Source organism: Streptomyces sp. N35, from assembly GCF_016464295.1.
GTDB lineage: Bacteria > Actinomycetota > Actinomycetes > Streptomycetales > Streptomycetaceae > Streptomyces.
Genome location: NZ_JAEIMH010000045.1, coordinates 55,602 through 72,051, shown reverse-complemented (window position 1 = coordinate 72,051; position 16,450 = coordinate 55,602). Strand labels below are relative to the sequence as shown.

The window sequence follows — 16,450 nt, the reverse complement described above, 5'->3', positions numbered from 1 at the left end:
CGGGAACGGTGCCATTGCCCGAATGAGCAAGCACCCCACCCCGGCCCCGACCCACGACGAAACAGGAGGCGCACAACGCACCGGCAGAAGGCCGCACACGAGACCGCACGCGCAAATGAACCGGCGAAAGCCGTACACGAAACCGCACGCGTAGAACGCACCAACAGAAAGCCGCCCCCGAAGCGGCCCCCACAACCAAGCCAAGGCGCAGAACGCACCTGGCCAACATCCGCCCACGAAGCAGCACCCGAGACGCCCCAGCCGACAGCCGCCCACGAAGCAGCACCCCGCCCCAGGGGGCCTGGGGGCGCAAGCCACCAGCGGGGGCCCGGGGGCGGAGCCCCCGTGGCGGAACCCCCGTGGCGGAACCCCCGTGGCAGCGGCTACCCCAGCGCCGCCACCCGGTCCCGATACCCCCGCACCGGAGTCGCGTCACGGTAAGGCTCCAGTCGACGCTCGAAGTCACGTACGTACTCGACCGCCCGCGCCGACCGCATCTCCGAGGCCTGCTGCGCCGCCTCCGCCCCCAACGCACAGGCCTGGTCCAGCTCCCCGAGCCCCAGCCGCGCCGTGGCGAGCACAACCCGGCAGAACAGCCGCGACCGCGCGAACCCAGGAGCACGCAACTGCAGCGACCGCTCCGCATTCTGCGCCGAGGCACGGAACTGCTGCAGATCCCGGTGACAGTGCCCGAACTCGTCCGCCAACTGCGCCTCGTCGAAGAACCGCGCCCAGTACGGGACTTCGTCCCCGGGCCGCGCCCCGTCAAGCGCCCGCTCCGCCCGCACGAGCGAGGCGGTACACGCCCGCACATCCCCCAGCACCCCATGCCCCCGCGCCTCGACCGAGTGCAACAGCGCCTGCACGACGGGCGGCGCAGAGGACCCGATGCCCTGCTGGGCGACGCGCGCCAGCTGCACCGCCTCACGCCCGTGCCCGAGATACACGGCCTGCCGGCTCATCGTCACCAGGACGTACGAGCCGTACGCACGGTCGCCCGCCGCCTGCGAGAGCCGCAGCGCCTGCACGAAGTAGCGCTGCGCGAGGCCATGGGCCGCGATGTCGTACGAGGTCCAGCCGGCGAGCCGGGTCAGATCGGCCGCGGCGGCGAACAGGCGCCGGCCCGCGGTCTCGCTGTACGTGCCGCGCAGCATGGGCTCCGCCTCATGCTCCAGGTACCGCACCAGGGCCTGGCGGGCATGGCCGCCGCCGTAGGCGTGGTCGAGGGCACGGAAGAGTTCGCCGACGGAGCGTAAGGCCGCGATATCGCCGCCGGTCACCTTCTGGCCGGGGCCGCGCTCGGTCTGCTGCCGCTGCCGCGGAACGCCGGGCCTGCCCTGTGCGGGCACCCGTGCCTGCGCCTCTCCCCTGCCCACGCGCTCGTCGGCCCGGCCGATCAGCCAGTCACGGCTGGGCACCACGAGCCCGGCCGGGGTGAACGCGATCTTCCGCAGCTCGGTATGGCTGCCGGAGTCCTTGCGCCACAGACCGCTGACGATGTCGACGGCTTCCTCGGGCGTCGCGGCGAACTCCAGGCCGGCATAGACGGGCGCGCAGGCGTCGAGGCCCAGGTCCTGTGCGGTGAGGCGGCGGCCGAGGCGGCGCGTGAACACCTCGGCGATCAACGCGGGCGTGGTCCCGCGCGGCTGCTGTCCGCGCAGCCAGCGGGTCACGGAGGTCTTGTCGTAGCGCAGATCGAGGCCGTGCTCCAGGCCCAGCTGGTCGACCCTGCGGGCCAGACCGGCGTTGGAGAACCCTGCCTCTGCGATGAGCGCGGCGAGCTGGCGGTTGGGGGTGCGCTGCGGAGGTCGTTCCGTCATCAGCTCTGCGGTCTCCTGCCGATCGGGTCCTGGCGGCGGGTTCGGGTGTCGGTGTGGGCTCAACTTCGTCCGCGGAGCGGTTGTATGCCGTATGCGGTCTCGGTGTGCGCTGGGGTCCAGCCGCCGGACGGCGCGAATGTAGCGGGCGTGGCGGGGGGTGTCGGTGGGATCCCGAACCATTCATCCGATCGTGTGAGGGACCGCTTTCCGTGGGCGCGGCCGCCCGAGCGGCGACGTCCGCACAACCGCCCCCGGCGCCCGCGCGCAGAGGAGTCGTAGAGTTGCTGGCGGGGTGGACACGTGCAGCGTGCAGGCAAGTCGACGCCGGCCACGCGAGCGTCGAAGACGCCGGCCACGCGAAACGTAAGACCGCGGACGCGAAACCGCCCGCAGAAACAGGGAGGCACCCACGTGAGCGAGTTCCGGTTCGTCCGGATGGGATTCGGCGCCGACATGGTCGATTACCAGGTCGCCTGGGACGAGCAGCGCCGTGTGCACGCCGCCAGGTTCGAGGACGAGATCCCCGACACCTGTCTGCTGCTCGAGCACCCGCCCGTCTATACGGCAGGGCGCCGCACCGCTCCCGAGGAGCGCCCCCTCGACGGCACCCCGGTCATCGACGTCGACCGCGGCGGGAAGATCACGTGGCACGGGCCGGGCCAGCTGGTCGGCTACCCGATCCAGAAGCTGCCGCGTCCGGTCGACGTCATCGCGCATCTGCGGCGCCTCGAGGACGCGATGATCGCGGTCTGCGCCGAGTTCGGCATCACGACCTCGCGCGTCGAGGGCCGGGCCGGGGTCTGGGTGCTCGGCGACCCGGTCGAGGACCGCCCGAGGTTCGGTGGCCTCACGCTCGACTTCGACCCGCGTTCCACCGACCCCGAGTTCGACCCGCGCCTGAACGGCCCGGAGTACGCGCCGTCCAACGCCGGCCAGCGCGCGGAGGACCGCAAGATCTGCGCCATGGGCATCCGCGTCGCCAAGGGCGTCACCATGCACGGCTTCGCCCTGAACGTGAACCCGGACACCTCGAACTTCGACAAGATCATCCCCTGTGGGATCCGCGACGCGGGCGTCACCTCCCTCAGTTACGAACTCGGCCGCGAGGTCACCATCGAAGACGTGCTCCCGATCGCCGAGAAGCACCTGCAGGCGATCCTCGGGGACGCGGACCTGAAGCCGCGCGAGGTCGAGCCGGCCGCCTGACCGCGGGCCCGACGGCTCCGTACGCCGTACGGGGAATGCGGGCGGGCAGCCTGAGGTTGCCCTCGACGCAAGGCCGCATAAACAACGGGCGTACCCTGGTGTACGCCGAAGAATCGAAGCTGTAGGGAGCCCGACGTGTCCGCTGTCGCACCCGACGGACGCAAGATGCTGCGCCTGGAGGTCCGGAACTCCCAGACCCCCATCGAGCGCAAGCCCGAGTGGATCAAGACCCGGGCGAAAATGGGCCCCGAGTACACGAAGATGCAGAACCTCGTGAAGGGCGAGGGCCTGCACACCGTGTGCCAGGAGGCGGGCTGTCCCAACATCTACGAGTGCTGGGAGGACCGCGAGGCCACGTTCCTCATCGGCGGTGACCAGTGCACGCGGCGCTGCGACTTCTGCCAGATCGACACCGGCAAGCCCGAGGCGCTCGACCGCGACGAGCCCCGCCGCGTCGGCGAGTCCGTGGTCACCATGGACCTGAACTACGCCACCATCACCGGCGTCGCCCGCGACGACCTGGAGGACGGCGGCGCCTGGCTGTACGCCGAGACGGTGCGCCAGATCCACCAGCAGACCGCCGAGCGCGCCGACGGCCGCACCAAGGTCGAGCTGCTCGCCCCCGACTTCAACGCGGTGCCCGAGCTCCTTCAGGAGGTCTTCGAGTCACGACCCGAGGTCTTCGCGCACAACGTCGAGACCGTGCCGCGGATCTTCAAGCGGATCCGCCCCGGCTTCCGTTACGAGCGCTCCCTCGGTGTCATCACCGCGGCCCGCGACTTCGGCCTGGTCACCAAGTCCAACCTGATCCTCGGCATGGGCGAGACCCGCGAAGAGGTCAGCGAGGCGCTGCAGCAGCTGCACGACGCGGGTTGCGACCTGATCACGATTACGCAGTACCTGCGCCCGTCGGTGCGCCACCACCCCGTCGAGCGCTGGGTGAAGCCGCACGAGTTCGTGGAGCTCAAGGAGGAGGCCGAGGAGATCGGCTTCGCCGGTGTCATGTCGGGTCCGCTGGTGCGCTCCTCGTATCGCGCCGGACGGCTGCACCAGATGGCCATCGAGAAGCGGGGCTCGTTCATCGCCTCGCAGGCCGTCTGAGCCGCAAGCCGTCTGAGACCCTTCCGCACTCCGGGAGCTTGTGATTTCGCGCACAAGGCCCTACTCGCGCGTAATGGCGTGAAGACGCGGCCCGTACGATCCCCGCAGGCAGGGGCTCCGTACGGGCCGCGTCAGGTTTTTGACCAGCCACATCCAGGCTTCATTGGTGTTTGACCGGCCGGTCACGCACTGGTAACACCAATCAGTGAGCCTGGGCTTACGCCACGTGAAGCCCACTGCCGCACCTGATCCGAGGGGGACCACCGACATGCAGGCCGCGCCCGTACGCGCCACCGCCATCCCGTCCGTGACCGACGCCCTGCGCGTCATGGAGACGCTGCTGCTCGGCAGCGGACAGCGCACCGCACGCCGCAACGCCTGGACATCCGTGCTCGAGGACCGGCGCCGCGCCAAGGACCGCGTGGAGGCTCAGCAGGTCCTGGAAGCGGCTGTCGCAGCCCGCACGTCGTAGTCCCAACGAAGGACACGTAAACTTCCCAGCATGGCGAGGAAGGACGACGCAGCGAGCGCTGCGAACCCGGGGCGACTCAAGCAGATCGCTCTCACTTACAAAATGACCCGACGGGCCGATTCGAAGATCGGTCTGATCATTGCCGCAGTGGGAATCGTCACCTTCGGTGTCTTCCTCGGTATCGGCTTCCTGATCGGACACCCGGTCTATCTCGGCATCCTGGGCTTCGTGCTCGCCTTCCTTGCGATGGCGATCGTCTTCGGGCGCCGGGCCGAGCGGGCCGCATTCGGACAGATGGAGGGCCAGCCCGGTGCGGCTGCCGCCGTTCTGGACAATGTGGGCCGCGGCTGGTCGACGACTCCCGCGGTCGCGATGAACCGCAGTCAGGACGTGGTCCACCGGGCCGTGGGCAAGGCCGGCATCGTACTGATCGCCGAGGGCAACCCGAACCGGGTCAAGTCCCTGCTCGCCGCCGAGAAGAAGAAGATGGCGCGCGTCGTGTCGGACGTCCCGGTGCATGACTTCATCGTGGGCAACGGCGAGGGCGAGGTCCCGCTCAAGAAGCTGCGCACCACGATGCTCAAGCTCCCCCGCGTCCTGTCCGGTCCGCAGGTCACCACGACCAACGACCGGCTGCGCGCGATGGGCGACCTGATGAAGAACATGCCGATCCCGAAGGGTCCGATGCCGAAGGGCATGCGGATGCCGCGCGGTGGCCAGAACGGCCGCTGATTCTCCCTCGTATACGTGAACGGGGCGCCCGGACTTTCCGGGCGCCCCGTTCTTACGTCTGCGATGTGGGGTCTGGCTTACGTGTGCGCTGCGGGATCGATCTGGCTTACGTCCGCGAGGTGGGATCTGGCCGTGACCAGCGACGCGGGGATCAGATCCTGATCCCCGACGGGCGGCTGCTCAGATCCTGACCTGCACGGCGCGCTCAGATCCTGACCTGCACGGCGCGGGAGAGGCGGTCGTGCAGGCCGCGGCCGTCGCGGTCCCAGATGAGGGCCGGGATCGCGAGGCAGAGCAGGATGCTGCGGACGACCACGCGGCCGATGCCGAGGCGCTGACCGCCCTCGGCGACGACCCGGAGGCCGAGGATGCGCTTGCCCGGAGTGGAACCGACGGTTCCCACGGTGAGGACGCTCATCACCAGGAGGACGAGCACGGCCCAGTTGCCGGCGGCCTGGGTGTCACCCTGCGCGAGCAGGCCGTATGCGATCACCATGCACAGGGCCCAGTCGATGACGAGGGCGGCGATCCTGCGGCCGGGGCGCGCGATCGAACCCGGGCCGTGCTCGGGCAGCCCCAACTGCTCGCCGCGGTATCCGAACTCGACGCCCATGTCCTCGGCGGTCTGCCGCGGTCCGGACAGCCACGATCCGATTGCTTGCCTGTTGTCCACGGGTCCACGGTACTGCGCCCCGTTTCGTACGGGACCGGGCGGGTGCCTTCTGCCGTGGCGCGGGCGGCCGGTGAGACGGCCGTCACCTCCGGGCCGGTTAACTTGGGCGAAACAAATGGGTCATGCTTGAGAAATCCCCCGTCCTTATGGTCGGGTCCAGCGTGTGCCACCGCACTGGCCGCACCGACAGCGAGACAGCCCCGGCTCCACCCCGGACCGGGAGTAGGAGGAGCTGGATGTTCCAGAACGCCGACGACGCCAAGAAGTTCATCGCAGACGAGGACGTGAAGTTCGTCGACGTCCGCTTCTGCGACCTGCCGGGTGTGATGCAGCACTTCACGGTGCCGGCGTCGGTGTTCGACCCGGACGAGGAGCTGGCCTTCGACGGTTCGTCGATCCGCGGCTTCCAGGCGATCCACGAGTCCGACATGGCGCTGCGCGCGGACCTGTCGACCGCCCGGGTCGACCCCTTCCGCCGCGACAAGACGCTGAACGTCAACTTCTTCATCCACGACCCGATCACGGGCGAGCAGTACTCCCGTGACCCGCGCAACGTCGCGAAGAAGGCCGAGGCCTACCTCGCCTCCACCGGTATCGCCGACACCGCGTACTTCGGCCCCGAGGCCGAGTTCTACATCTTCGACTCGGTGCGCTTCGAGACCTCCGCCAACAAGTCGGTCTACGAGATCGACTCCGAGGCGGGCGCCTGGAACACCGGCGCGGTCGAGAACAACCGCGGCTACAAGGTCCGTTACAAGGGCGGCTACTTCCCGGCCCCGCCGGTCGACCACTTCGCCGACCTGCGCGCCGAGATCTCCCTTGAGCTCGAGCGGTCCGGCCTGCAGGTCGAGCGTCAGCACCACGAGGTGGGCACCGCCGGCCAGGCCGAGATCAACTACAAGTTCAACACGCTGCTCGCCGCGGCCGACGACCTGATGCTCTTCAAGTACATCGTGAAGAACGTCGCCTGGCGCAACAACAAGACCGCGACCTTCATGCCGAAGCCGATCTTCGGTGACAACGGTTCGGGTATGCACGTCCACCAGTCCCTGTGGACCGGTGGCCAGCCGCTGTTCTACGACGAGGCCGGTTACGCGGGCCTGTCGGACACCGCCCGTTACTACATCGGCGGCATCCTCAAGCACGCCCCGTCGCTGCTCGCCTTCACGAACCCGACGGTGAACTCGTACCACCGCCTGGTCCCCGGCTTCGAGGCCCCGGTCAACCTGGTCTACTCGCAGCGCAACCGCTCGGCGGCCATGCGTATCCCGATCACGGGCTCGAACCCGAAGGCCAAGCGCGTCGAGTTCCGCGCGCCTGACCCGTCCTCGAACCCGTACCTGGCCTTCTCGGCCCTGCTGCTCGCGGGCCTCGACGGCGTCAAGAACAAGATCGAGCCGGCCGAGCCGATCGACAAGGACCTCTACGAGCTGGCCCCCGAGGAGCACGCGGGCGTCCCGCAGGTCCCGACCTCGCTCCCGGCGGTCCTCGACGCGCTCGAGGCGGACCACGAGTACCTGCTGGCCGGCGGCGTCTTCACGCCGGACCTGATCGAGACGTGGATCGACTACAAGCGCACGAACGAGATCGCCCCGATCCAGCTGCGGCCGCACCCGCACGAGTTCGAGCTGTACTTCGACATCTAAAGATCAGGTCCGGGTGACCTGGGAGGATTCCTGGAAACGTGCGTTGAACTGCGAAAACACTGCTCGGCAGTGCTCGTTGCTCCCGCTTGGTTTCCGCTCTCTGGTGCACCGTGTGTGCACCGCCCGGCCGATTCCCTGACATAGCGTCAGCAGCAGTGAGGCCGCCACCCCCTTGGAGTGGCGGCCTCACTCGTTATATGGGCGGCCACTCGAGACCTACGCATTACAAGGGCCTGCAAGATCATGACGGCAAGTAACCAACGATGCCGCCAAGAGCTGTTGTCCGCTGGCCAGCTCGGTGCAACTGATGCGTCGGTGCTGGAGGTTTCTGAGTTGTGGCCGTGTTGCGGGTGGGCGGGGTTGCTGCGATCGCGGGGCGGGTGCATGGTCGCCCCGGGTCGGCTGGAGCCGCTGCGCGGGAAGTTGTCGAAGCCGGCCGATTAACCGCTGGGCCCCCGCTCTTCAAGGCCGGCATTAATCGAACAGTATGATGCCGAGGCCCGGCCGAGAGTCCAGACGCGGGGTAAGGGCAAGTGCCCGACCGAAGGAGCCCTGCACCACATGAATCTCCGTCGTCCACGTCCCGTGATCCTGGCTTTCGCCGCGGTCCTGGCGATGACCGCAACCTTGATAGTGCCCGCCCAAGCGGCCGACGCCGCAGGGTCCTTGCGCAAGGTCGGCTACTTCTCCCGTGCGGCGACGGATTTCAGCGGTGAGGATTTCCAGATCCGTAATCTCGACCAAAACGGCTCGGCCGCGAAGCTGACTCACCTTCAGTACGCCTTCGGCGACATCTCGCCGAGCGGCGAATGCCATTTCGCCGCAGGCGACGCCGGGCATGACTATCAGAAGACCTTCGACGCGGCCCGCAGCGTCGACGGTGTGGCAGATCAACCGAATCAACCTCTGGCCGGCAACTTCAACCAGATCAAAAAGCTCAAGGCCAAGTACGGGCTGCGGACCTCCATATCCATCGGCGGCGGCTCCCGGTCCCGGAACTTCTCCGACGCGGCCTCCACGCCGGAGTCCCGGGAGAAGTTCGTCCGGTCTTGTATCGATCTCTACATCAAGGGCAACCTCCCCCAGGCAGACGGCCTGCCACAAGGCGGGACCGGTGCAGGGGTCGGAGTCTTCGATGGAATCGACCTCGACTGGGAGTACCCGGGATCGGCTGGGAACGGCACCGTCTTCCGCAAGGAGGACAAGCAGAACTTCACCCTGCTGCTGGCCGAGTTCCGCCGTCAACTCGACGCCCATGGTCAGCAGACCGGCAAGTATTACCTGCTCACTGCGGCCCTCGCCGGTAGCTCCTTCCGTATCAACCCGGGATACGAGCTTCCCAAGATCTTCGACTATCTGGACTGGGCGGTCGTGATGGCCTACGACCTGCACGGCGCCTGGGAAACGCCGTTGAAGACCAACCACCAGTCAGCGCTTTACCTGAATTCCGCCGATCCGGCCGAAACCGCACGCAGCTGCGACATCTACCTCAACAACTTCGCCGTCGGTGGCGTCGACCCGGCCCAGCTGGTGCTGGGCGTCCCCTTCTTCAGCCGAGGATGGACCGGCGTCACCAAGGCCGGCAATGGCCTGTTCCAGGACGCGACGGCCGGCACCACGCCGGCGGCTGACGACTACCGCAACGTCAAGAACCTGACCAACCTCGGCTACACCCGCTACTGGGACAGCGCCGCCAAGGCTGCGTGGCTGTTCAACGGCAGCACCTTCTGGACGTTCGACGACGCCCAGGTGATGGCAGAGAAGGCCGCATTCGTGAAGAGCAAGGGCCTCGGCGGGATCGGTGTCTGGGCGATGGACGGCGACGACGACCAGGGTTCCCTGACGGCCGCGATCGACAGTGGGCTGCGATAGGCAGGTAATGGCTGGTTGGCAGTGGGGAGATTGCTGCTCAACGGCGTGCTGGTGTGTTCAAGACAGGCGTCTCCGAGCGCAGTTGGCCTTCCCCAGCTGCCCAGTCACCGACCTGCACGAGGTGTTGGCCCGCTGCCGGACTCAGGGACCCGCCCATGTCGGCGTCGAGTCGCTGTCGCGCCGGGATGAGTGAGGCCCAGCTACGACCGGCAGCTCAAGGCCCACGAGGACGAGGCGTCCCACACGGAGGACCACCTCACCCCGCAGTTCAACGCCTACGCAGCCTGAGCCGCTTCGGCTACAGGTTGTCGAGGATCCGGACGCACACGGACGCCACGCCCTGCTTGCCGCGGCACGCGCGGCTGCAATACCGGCGCCGATGCCACCGCCCTCGCTGCTCAACCGGCTCGCCACACCACCGGCATGGAAGCGTGCGTACGCGTCTGCCAAGCCCCCACCGCCCCATGCCGCGACTGTAGCGGCGCATCATCGGGCCCGTTCCCACTCAGGGCGTGGAGCGTTGCGCCGGACAGTCCCAGTCGGCGGCATCGATTGCGTTGCCGTCTTGGCCGGTCAGGTGGAAGCAGTTTCCATTGGCCCACACGGAGACCGAGTCAGGGTGATGGTCGACCCCGAACGCCTCGCCCTCAGCTTTGGAGCCGGGCCATACGCCCCCGGTGGTGGGCGCGTGGGTCACCACCGCGACGGTCTCGCCGGGCGGAATGTGATGGACCTCGGCCCACGGCTCCACGGTCAACTCCAGTGGCTGCGTCCCGGTGTTTCTGACCGACAACCGGGCTACTCCGACAGCACTCATTCCCGCCCCTCGGCTCATCCCTCACGGAGCCGGTCGCCCACCTCTCACAGCGACGGCCGGGCCCCATTTCCTTCAGACAGCCCTCAGTGAAGCACCCTGGCAATGACCCCGAACTGTTCGAGCTTCCTCGTCCGCTCACGCACGGCCGGGGCCGCGCCAGCTCGGAAACCCAGTGGTGAGACGGGTGCGTCATCGTCCACACTGCGCCGATGAGCAGCCCATTTCCGTGTCCGTGCTGCGGGCATCTCGTACTCGACGAGATGCCCGGTTCCTATGAGATCTGTCCCGTCTGCTTCTGGGAAGACGACGGCGTTCAGTTCCGCTGGCCGACTGTGGCCGGCGGAGCCAACAAGACCTCGCTCATCGACGCCCAGCGCAACTATCAGGACTTCGGTGCCTGCGACCGGCAAGGCTTGCCTCATGTGCGTCCGCCAGCTGCGGACGAACCGCTCGATCCTGCCTGGCGCCCCATCGATCCGGCCCGCGATTCCTTCGAGGACTGGGAAGCAGAGGAACGAGCCCCATGGCCCGAGGATCGCTCGCTGTTGTGCTGGTGGCTGCCGACCTTCTGGCGCCGCGACATCTCGCCCGACGCAGACTGAGCCCATGCCCGCCCGAGAGGACCCCCGCATGGCATCCCGCATCGAAGCCCTCGTCCGGCAGATGGATGGGAGCTCTGATGACTCCATGGATGCCCGCGCCGAGCTGATCCACATCGGAAGCTCCGCCATCCCAGTCATCATTGACGGCCTGCCATCCCTCGGCTCCTTCGGTCAGCTGACTGCCATCGAGGTCTTCGAAGAGGTCCGGGACGTACGCTGCGGGCCTGCGCTGATCGCTCTGTTGGCCAGCGACAACAGCACAGTTCGGGAGTGGGCGGCGCTCGCGCTGGGGGACTTGGGCCTCAGGGAAGCGGTTGAGCCGTTGTGGCGTGCGTACCGCGCCTGCCTGGAGCGGGCGACGCCGCCGGATTGGAGCGAGCCGGGTGGCATCCGCTGGGCTCTGACCGAACTCGGATCCCGCAATCCGGTCCTGCCCTCGTTCACGGCTGGCCTGAGCACCACGATGGTCGGCAACGCGCCCGGGTGGCCGTCGGTCTATTACCGCGAGATCGTGAACGACTTCGCTGACCATGAACAGGCCGTCCTCTGCTGCCAGTTCTGGAAGGTCGAGGGTGACTGCACGCGCTGGATCTCCGGCCCCAAGACGGACTGGGAACTCGACTGGACGGCACCTTGGCCAGAGCTGGTCGAGTCCGCCCGCGAATGGGCACTGCTCGAAGCCACCGAAGCCATCGCTGCCAACGACGTCGTCGTCACCATCGAATGGATCGACCACACCGACCTACACCCGTAGGTGATCGCCGGTTAGCTTTCCCGGCCTATCCGATGTCCCTGCGCACAAGCCGCTGCTGTGGTCGAGTCCGGCGGCCGTCCGCTGGTCATCGTGCCCGAACCCGCCCTGGCTTCCTGGCTGACGCAGACGAGTCCAGCAAATGGGGTGACTACGAGACGCTCGGCCCATTGCGAGATGGCTTCAGTGGTGGCTGGATGCTGGCCGGGTGCTGGCCGGGTGCTGGCCGGGTGCTGGCCGGGGTAGCCGGTGGGGGCCGGGGTAGCCGGTGGGGGCCGTCAGTCCGGTGGCCGTGGCGACGGTGGTCAAGCGGCTGTGTATGCCCCTGGGCATGAAGTGGAGCGGCGTGCTGGTCAGGTGCAGGCGCAGTCTGCCGCGTAGAGGGCGAGGGCGGCTGCCGCGATGAATGTGGCTGTGGCCGCTGTGGCCAGGCGTGTTGCGCGACCCGGTCTGATCGGGCGGTGGAGTTCCCAGCCGCCGTAGGCGAGGAAGAGCAGTACGGCGGCTCCCGTGCCACCGGCCAGGAGCGGGCTGATACTCCATCCCCAGGCGAACGCCATGGCCAGCCCCAGCACGGTCAGGCAGGCGAGGACCGACAGCATTGCGTCGCCGACGAACTCGGCCAGCAGTTCCCGCAAGCACGAGCCGACGCCGCGTATCACTCGCCGGACACGACCACGGGTTGTTGGAACCGCCATGCCCACCCCCATCCCGGCCCCGAGTGACCGGACCCTATGAGATCACCGGCCCACTGGGAAGATCTGGTCCGACGGTCGCCCCGCTCCGGCCGGCTGTGTCGCGGTCGCGGGGCGTGATTTGCTGAGGCCATGTCTACGTCTCCTCTCGATGACGCCCCCGAAGAGCTGCTCGCTCTCGCCTTCGCCGCCATCGGCCATGCCGTCGAGTCGCTGCGGGCCACCAAAGGACAGCAGCTGACGACCTTTGTGCTCATGGAGTACGCGGACGGGCGGAAGCTGCAGCGGTGCCGGGCGGATACGTTCGAGCGGGAGGCGGAGATCGCGCGGGAGCAGTTGCGGGCGGTCGGGGCGGACTGTCTGCGGTACGCGCTCGCGCACGACGGGTACTTCACCGTCGATCAGGAGCGGTCCGATGCCGTGATCGTGCAGGCCTGGGAGAACGACGGGGAGCCCGGGATCCAGTTCGCGCAGCGGTACGGCACGCACCGGCGGAAGCTGCGGCTCGCGTGCGAGGCGGTGGGACATCCGGCGTTCGCGGGCGAGGTCGAGGCGCTGGGTCCCGTAGCGGAGGACTGAGGGCAGGCGGACAGGACTGACCCCCCGGGGGGGGCGGGCCGGCCGCGGTCAGGGCTGAAGGTCGTCGGGACTGACGGTGGTCAGGGCAGGCAGCGGTGGTGAGAGCTGGCTGCGGTGGTCGGAACTGGCTGCGGTGGTCGGGGCCGGCTGCGGTCGTCGGGGCTGACCGCAGTCGTCGGGGCCAGCCGCGGGCCCAAGTGACAGCCGCGGGCCCAAGTGTCACGCGCGGGCCCAAGTGTCAGGCGCGGTGGGTGAATTCCTGGGTGATGTCGTCGTGGGTCGCCCCTGCCGACAGCAGTACGCGCAGCAGAACACGTGCCTTGTACGGGTCAAGGAGGCCGCCGTTGATCAGTCCGCGGCTCAGCAGGTCCGTCTCCGAGCCCGGGGCACCGTAGGTCGACGTGAGCACCGAGCCCGCTCCCGTGCGGGACGTCAGGACGACCGGGATGCGGGTGGCCAACTCGCCGAGTGCGGGGGCGAGTCCGGCCGGCACGTGACCGACTCCGTACGCCGCCACGACCAGGCCCTGGTGGGTGGCCGCGAGGCCGGGCAGGAGGGAGCCGTCGTCGTCCAGGGTGACCGTGTGCAGGGCCACCCGGGGCCCGCCGGCGGCCGGTGTCAGCGCCGGGAGGCGAGGCGGGCGGGTCAGGACGCGGACGCGGCCCTCGATGACGTGGCCGAGCGGCCCGGTGTTCGGCGACGAGAAGGTCGCCGTGCTGGTGGCGTGGGTCTTGCGGGCCCACCGCGGGGCGTGGATCTCGTCGTTGAAGACGAGCAGCGCGCCCAGGTCCCTGGCCTCGGGGGCCGCCGCGACCCGTACGGCCGCGAGGAGGTTCGCCGGACCGTCCGCCCCCGCGAGGGTCGGGTTGCGCATCGCGCCGGTCAGCACGATGGGCTGCGGGTGCGGCCAGATCAGGTCGAGGAGATACGCGGTCTCCTCCAGGGTGTCCGTGCCCTGGGTGACGACCACGCCCGTCGTGCCCGCCTTCACCGCGCGCGAAGCCGCGTCCACCACCTCGTACAGCTGGGCGAAGGTGAGGTTGGCGCTGGGGACCGCGTGGGCGTCGCGGACGTCAAGGGCGAAGTCCGCCAACGCCGGTACTGCGGCGGTCAGTTCGGCGCCGGACAGGCGCGGGACCACGCCGCCTGACGGGCGGCCGGCCATCGCGATGGTGCCGCCCAGGGTGAAGAGCGTGACGGTCACTTCAGACGCTCCTCGAGCTCGGCGAGGTCAGTGAGGAACCACGTCTGCGTTCCGCGGTTGCATTCCCGTACGAAGTCGCGCAGCGCCGTGCCGGACTCGACGTGTGCCGAGATGTCACCGACCACGGCGAGCCCCAGCCCGTACTGGGCGAACTTCTGGATGATCGCGCCCGCAAGACGCGTCCGCAGGACGAAGAAGTCGGAGGCGAAGCGTCCGGCGGGGACCGCGACCCAACGGGCGCCCTGGTAGCCGGCGTTGCCGATCACGTCGAGGGCGTCCTGTTCGGTGGCGATCGGGGCGCCCTCGGCGGGCCACACCATCACCGGGACGTCATGCATCATCCGCAGATCACTCATGACGGCACAGGCTAACTCCCCGCGGCGCGAGCCGACTCCCTAACAGCGCGGGCCGGCTCACCACAGCACGGGCTGACTCCCCACCGCACGGGCCGGCTCACCACAGCACGGGCTGACTCCCATCGCACGGACCGACTCCGCACCGCACGGGGCTGACTCCCCCACCACACAGGCCGGCTCCCCACCGCACACCCCAAGGGCTCAGCCCCCCGTCGTCACCGTCCGCTCCTCCGAGAAGGCCCCCCAATTGCCGTCCGGCAGCTTCGCCCTGAGCTTCACGCGATACGTCTGCCCCTCCTCGCGCGTGATGAAGAAGCTGTGCTTCGCCCGGCCGGCCGGCGCCGCCGCGCCCCACTGCAGGGTGGTCGCCTGGCGGCCGTTGAGATGGATCTCGTACTCGGCGACATCACCGCCGGTCCTCGGCGCGTCCCAGGACAGGTCCAGGTAGTACGCGTCGTCGTCCTCACGCGTCGTGACCTTGAAGCCGTCGGGCGCGGTGTTCCCCGAGCCACCACTGCCGGGGGCGGTCGTCAGGCGGACGGAGCCGCTGTCGGGCGAGGAGTTGTCGGCCGCGTCGCGGGCCTTGACGGTGAAGGTGTACTCCGTGCCGGGCCGCAGCCCTGTCACCAGGGCGGTGGTCGTACGGCCGTCCACGCTGTGGATCCGCGATCCGCGCTGATAGATGTCGTACGAGGTGACGGCCTCGTTGTCCTTCGCCGCGCCCCACGTGAGCGTGGCCGCACGCGCACCCGACGGCTCGCCCTCGAGCTTGGCCGGTGCGGTGGGCCGCTCGGCGTCCTGCGGGGCCGGGGCGCGCATGGTGACGGAGGCCTCGGTGCTGTGGGGTGAGCGATTGCCGGCGGCGTCCAGGGCGCGGACCGTGAAGGTGTACGTCCGCTTCGGGGTCAGGCCGGTGATATCGATCATGTACGTGGCGGCCGGCAGCGTCTTGACCAGCTTGCCGCCGCGGAAGACCTCGTAACGGGCGACGGCGGTGTCGTCGGTCGACTTGTTCCACATGACGTGGACCGAAGTGGCGCTGCCCGCATGGACGGTGAGGCCGCGCGGGGCGGTCGGCGGGCGTTCGTCACGCGCCTCGGCCTCTCCCCCGCAGCCGGCGAGGAGGAGCAGGGCGGCGGCCGTGAGCACAGCTGTGGGGGTGCGGTGCACGGGGTGCCTTCCGGTCTGGCGTACAGGGTCCTGGAGGGGATTCGTGGGCAGGCTCGTCGAAGCGATTGGTCTGGACAACGTGATGACAACGTTGTGACACAGGTGACGGGTCCACTTCAAGAGGGCCGACGCCAACAGCCCCGCGCGCGCGAGCACGCACAACTGCCGGGCGGACCGAAGGAGTTCGGCCCGCCCGGCGGCGGGTGCACAGGATCAGCGCACGCTCAGCGGGTGTAGCGCATCAGGGCGCGCACCATATGACAGGTGGTCTCGGACGGCGGGTGGATGCCGACGAGGTCCGCGGTCGAGCGGATACGGCCGTTGTTCGCCTGCTCCGGGCGCCAGACGCCCGCGTCGAGCAGGGCTATCGCGAGGCGCATGGCCTTGAGCCGGCGGTTGTGCGCGATGTACCACTCACGCGGCCGGCCTGCGGGCAGCGCCTTTTTGGCGAACGGCACGTACGGAACATCGATCGGCAGTGTCGTCTGGGCCTTGAGAGCGACAGGGACCATAAGCAACCTCCTGGGGTGGTCGGGGAGTCGTCGGACGCCGGCGGGCACCCTGCGACCCGAACTCGAACACTGCTTCAATTCTAGCCCCCGGCACTGACATCCACGGGGTCCGGAACTGCCGCCAAATCACCAGGTGGATCAGGGGTTTCGAGGCGCGTCACGCACGGTCCGGAAGGGATGCGTGAGGCGGCACATATTCGAACACCGCCGCTCGTCGAGGGTCTTGTCGACGCGGCTGACGA

At 68.8% G+C, this 16,450-nt stretch carries 17 protein-coding genes; 9 read left to right on the top strand and 8 right to left on the bottom strand.

The genetic code is table 11. From position 1 onward, the window contains the following. Window positions 1–383: 383 nt before the first annotated feature. A complete protein-coding gene (locus tag JAO81_RS24125) occupies window positions 384–1,820 on the bottom strand; it encodes a regulator (RefSeq protein WP_199550006.1) in 1,437 nt (478 codons plus the stop codon). A gap of 411 nt (window positions 1,821–2,231) precedes the next feature. On the opposite strand from JAO81_RS24125, the gene lipB reads away from it, so the two are divergent. The 4 genes from lipB to JAO81_RS24105 all read left to right on the top strand — a co-directional run bounded on the left by lipB (window position 2,232) and on the right by JAO81_RS24105 (window position 5,331). Next, window positions 2,232–3,026 carry a lipoyl(octanoyl) transferase LipB gene (gene lipB, locus JAO81_RS24120; protein ID WP_199550005.1) on the top strand — a complete coding sequence of 265 codons (795 nt, stop codon included), beginning with the start codon at window positions 2,232–2,234 and terminating at the stop codon, window positions 3,024–3,026. Between the two features lie 135 nt (window positions 3,027–3,161). Beyond that, window positions 3,162–4,127 (top strand): lipoyl synthase, encoded by a 966-nt coding sequence (gene lipA, locus JAO81_RS24115; protein WP_199550004.1) that lies wholly within the window; start codon window positions 3,162–3,164, stop codon window positions 4,125–4,127. Window positions 4,128–4,395: 268 nt separating this feature from the next. After that, entirely contained in the window at window positions 4,396–4,599 is a 204-nt protein-coding gene (locus tag JAO81_RS24110; RefSeq protein ID WP_165336255.1) for a hypothetical protein, read from the top strand. A 30-nt stretch (window positions 4,600–4,629) separates the two neighbouring features. Continuing rightward, complete coding sequence (locus JAO81_RS24105; protein ID WP_199550003.1) at window positions 4,630–5,331, top strand: DUF4191 domain-containing protein; 702 nt, start codon at window positions 4,630–4,632, stop codon at window positions 5,329–5,331. 205 nt (window positions 5,332–5,536) lie between these two features. On the opposite strand, the gene JAO81_RS24100 is transcribed toward JAO81_RS24105, so the two are convergent. Beyond that, entirely contained in the window at window positions 5,537–6,004 is a 468-nt protein-coding gene (locus JAO81_RS24100) for an RDD family protein (protein WP_199550002.1), read from the bottom strand. 236 nt (window positions 6,005–6,240) lie between these two features. Here JAO81_RS24100 and glnA point away from each other — a divergent pair, with 236 nt between their 5' ends. Together glnA and JAO81_RS24090 are read left to right on the top strand one after the other, a co-directional pair. After that, window positions 6,241–7,650, top strand: a complete 1,410-nt coding sequence (gene glnA, locus JAO81_RS24095; protein WP_199550001.1) for a type I glutamate--ammonia ligase — start codon at window positions 6,241–6,243, stop codon at window positions 7,648–7,650. A 561-nt stretch (window positions 7,651–8,211) separates the two neighbouring features. After that, window positions 8,212–9,522, top strand: coding sequence for a glycoside hydrolase family 18 protein (locus JAO81_RS24090; protein ID WP_199550000.1), 1,311 nt, complete (start codon window positions 8,212–8,214; stop codon window positions 9,520–9,522). A gap of 505 nt (window positions 9,523–10,027) precedes the next feature. Here JAO81_RS24090 and JAO81_RS24085 read toward each other — a convergent pair. Beyond that, complete coding sequence (locus tag JAO81_RS24085; protein WP_233415834.1) at window positions 10,028–10,315, bottom strand: hypothetical protein; 288 nt, start codon at window positions 10,313–10,315, stop codon at window positions 10,028–10,030. A 233-nt stretch (window positions 10,316–10,548) separates the two neighbouring features. Between JAO81_RS24085 and JAO81_RS24080 the strand changes: the two genes are divergently transcribed. Together JAO81_RS24080 and JAO81_RS24075 are read left to right on the top strand one after the other, a co-directional pair. Continuing rightward, window positions 10,549–10,941 carry a CPCC family cysteine-rich protein gene (locus JAO81_RS24080; protein WP_199549998.1) on the top strand — a complete coding sequence of 131 codons (393 nt, stop codon included), beginning with the start codon at window positions 10,549–10,551 and terminating at the stop codon, window positions 10,939–10,941. Window positions 10,942–10,969: 28 nt separating this feature from the next. Further along, a complete protein-coding gene (locus JAO81_RS24075) occupies window positions 10,970–11,695 on the top strand; it encodes a HEAT repeat domain-containing protein (RefSeq protein ID WP_199549997.1) in 726 nt (241 codons plus the stop codon). Between the two features lie 350 nt (window positions 11,696–12,045). Here JAO81_RS24075 and JAO81_RS24070 read toward each other — a convergent pair whose 3' ends face one another. Continuing rightward, window positions 12,046–12,330 (bottom strand): hypothetical protein, encoded by a 285-nt coding sequence (locus tag JAO81_RS24070; RefSeq protein ID WP_199549996.1) that lies wholly within the window; start codon window positions 12,328–12,330, stop codon window positions 12,046–12,048. A 189-nt stretch (window positions 12,331–12,519) separates the two neighbouring features. Here JAO81_RS24070 and JAO81_RS24065 point away from each other — a divergent pair, with 189 nt between their 5' ends. Beyond that, on the top strand, window positions 12,520–12,966 hold the full coding sequence (locus JAO81_RS24065) for a hypothetical protein (protein ID WP_199549995.1): 447 nt from the start codon (window positions 12,520–12,522) through the stop codon (window positions 12,964–12,966). Between the two features lie 238 nt (window positions 12,967–13,204). Here JAO81_RS24065 and JAO81_RS24060 read toward each other — a convergent pair whose 3' ends face one another. From JAO81_RS24060 to JAO81_RS24045, 4 genes are all read right to left on the bottom strand, one after another. Beyond that, a complete protein-coding gene (locus JAO81_RS24060; RefSeq protein WP_199549994.1) occupies window positions 13,205–14,170 on the bottom strand; it encodes an asparaginase in 966 nt (321 codons plus the stop codon). Continuing rightward, window positions 14,167–14,526: a DUF4180 domain-containing protein gene (locus tag JAO81_RS24055; RefSeq protein WP_199549993.1), complete on the bottom strand. Its 360-nt coding sequence runs from the start codon at window positions 14,524–14,526 to the stop codon at window positions 14,167–14,169. Before JAO81_RS24055 ends, JAO81_RS24060 begins: the two co-directional genes overlap by 4 nt. A gap of 201 nt (window positions 14,527–14,727) precedes the next feature. Next, window positions 14,728–15,696, bottom strand: a complete 969-nt coding sequence (locus tag JAO81_RS24050; protein ID WP_307813606.1) for a fibronectin type III domain-containing protein — start codon at window positions 15,694–15,696, stop codon at window positions 14,728–14,730. Window positions 15,697–15,920: 224 nt separating this feature from the next. Next, window positions 15,921–16,208: a hypothetical protein gene (locus tag JAO81_RS24045; protein WP_199549992.1), complete on the bottom strand. Its 288-nt coding sequence runs from the start codon at window positions 16,206–16,208 to the stop codon at window positions 15,921–15,923. Window positions 16,209–16,450: the final 242 nt, after the last annotated feature.

Excerpts from the sequence above, each read along its gene's own strand:
- JAO81_RS24125 (WP_199550006.1), bottom strand. The coding sequence starts at position 1,820 with ATGACGGAACGACCTCCGCAGCGCACCCCCAACCGCCAGCTCGCCGCG.
- JAO81_RS24110 (WP_165336255.1), top strand. The coding sequence starts at position 4,396 with ATGCAGGCCGCGCCCGTACGCGCCACCGCCATCCCGTCCGTGACCGAC.
- JAO81_RS24105 (WP_199550003.1), top strand. The coding sequence starts at position 4,630 with ATGGCGAGGAAGGACGACGCAGCGAGCGCTGCGAACCCGGGGCGACTC.
- glnA (WP_199550001.1), top strand. The coding sequence starts at position 6,241 with ATGTTCCAGAACGCCGACGACGCCAAGAAGTTCATCGCAGACGAGGAC.
- JAO81_RS24090 (WP_199550000.1), top strand. The coding sequence starts at position 8,212 with ATGAATCTCCGTCGTCCACGTCCCGTGATCCTGGCTTTCGCCGCGGTC.
- JAO81_RS24080 (WP_199549998.1), top strand. The coding sequence starts at position 10,549 with ATGAGCAGCCCATTTCCGTGTCCGTGCTGCGGGCATCTCGTACTCGAC.
- JAO81_RS24075 (WP_199549997.1), top strand. The coding sequence starts at position 10,970 with ATGGCATCCCGCATCGAAGCCCTCGTCCGGCAGATGGATGGGAGCTCT.
- JAO81_RS24065 (WP_199549995.1), top strand. The coding sequence starts at position 12,520 with ATGTCTACGTCTCCTCTCGATGACGCCCCCGAAGAGCTGCTCGCTCTC.
- JAO81_RS24055 (WP_199549993.1), bottom strand. The coding sequence starts at position 14,526 with ATGAGTGATCTGCGGATGATGCATGACGTCCCGGTGATGGTGTGGCCC.
- JAO81_RS24045 (WP_199549992.1), bottom strand. The coding sequence starts at position 16,208 with ATGGTCCCTGTCGCTCTCAAGGCCCAGACGACACTGCCGATCGATGTT.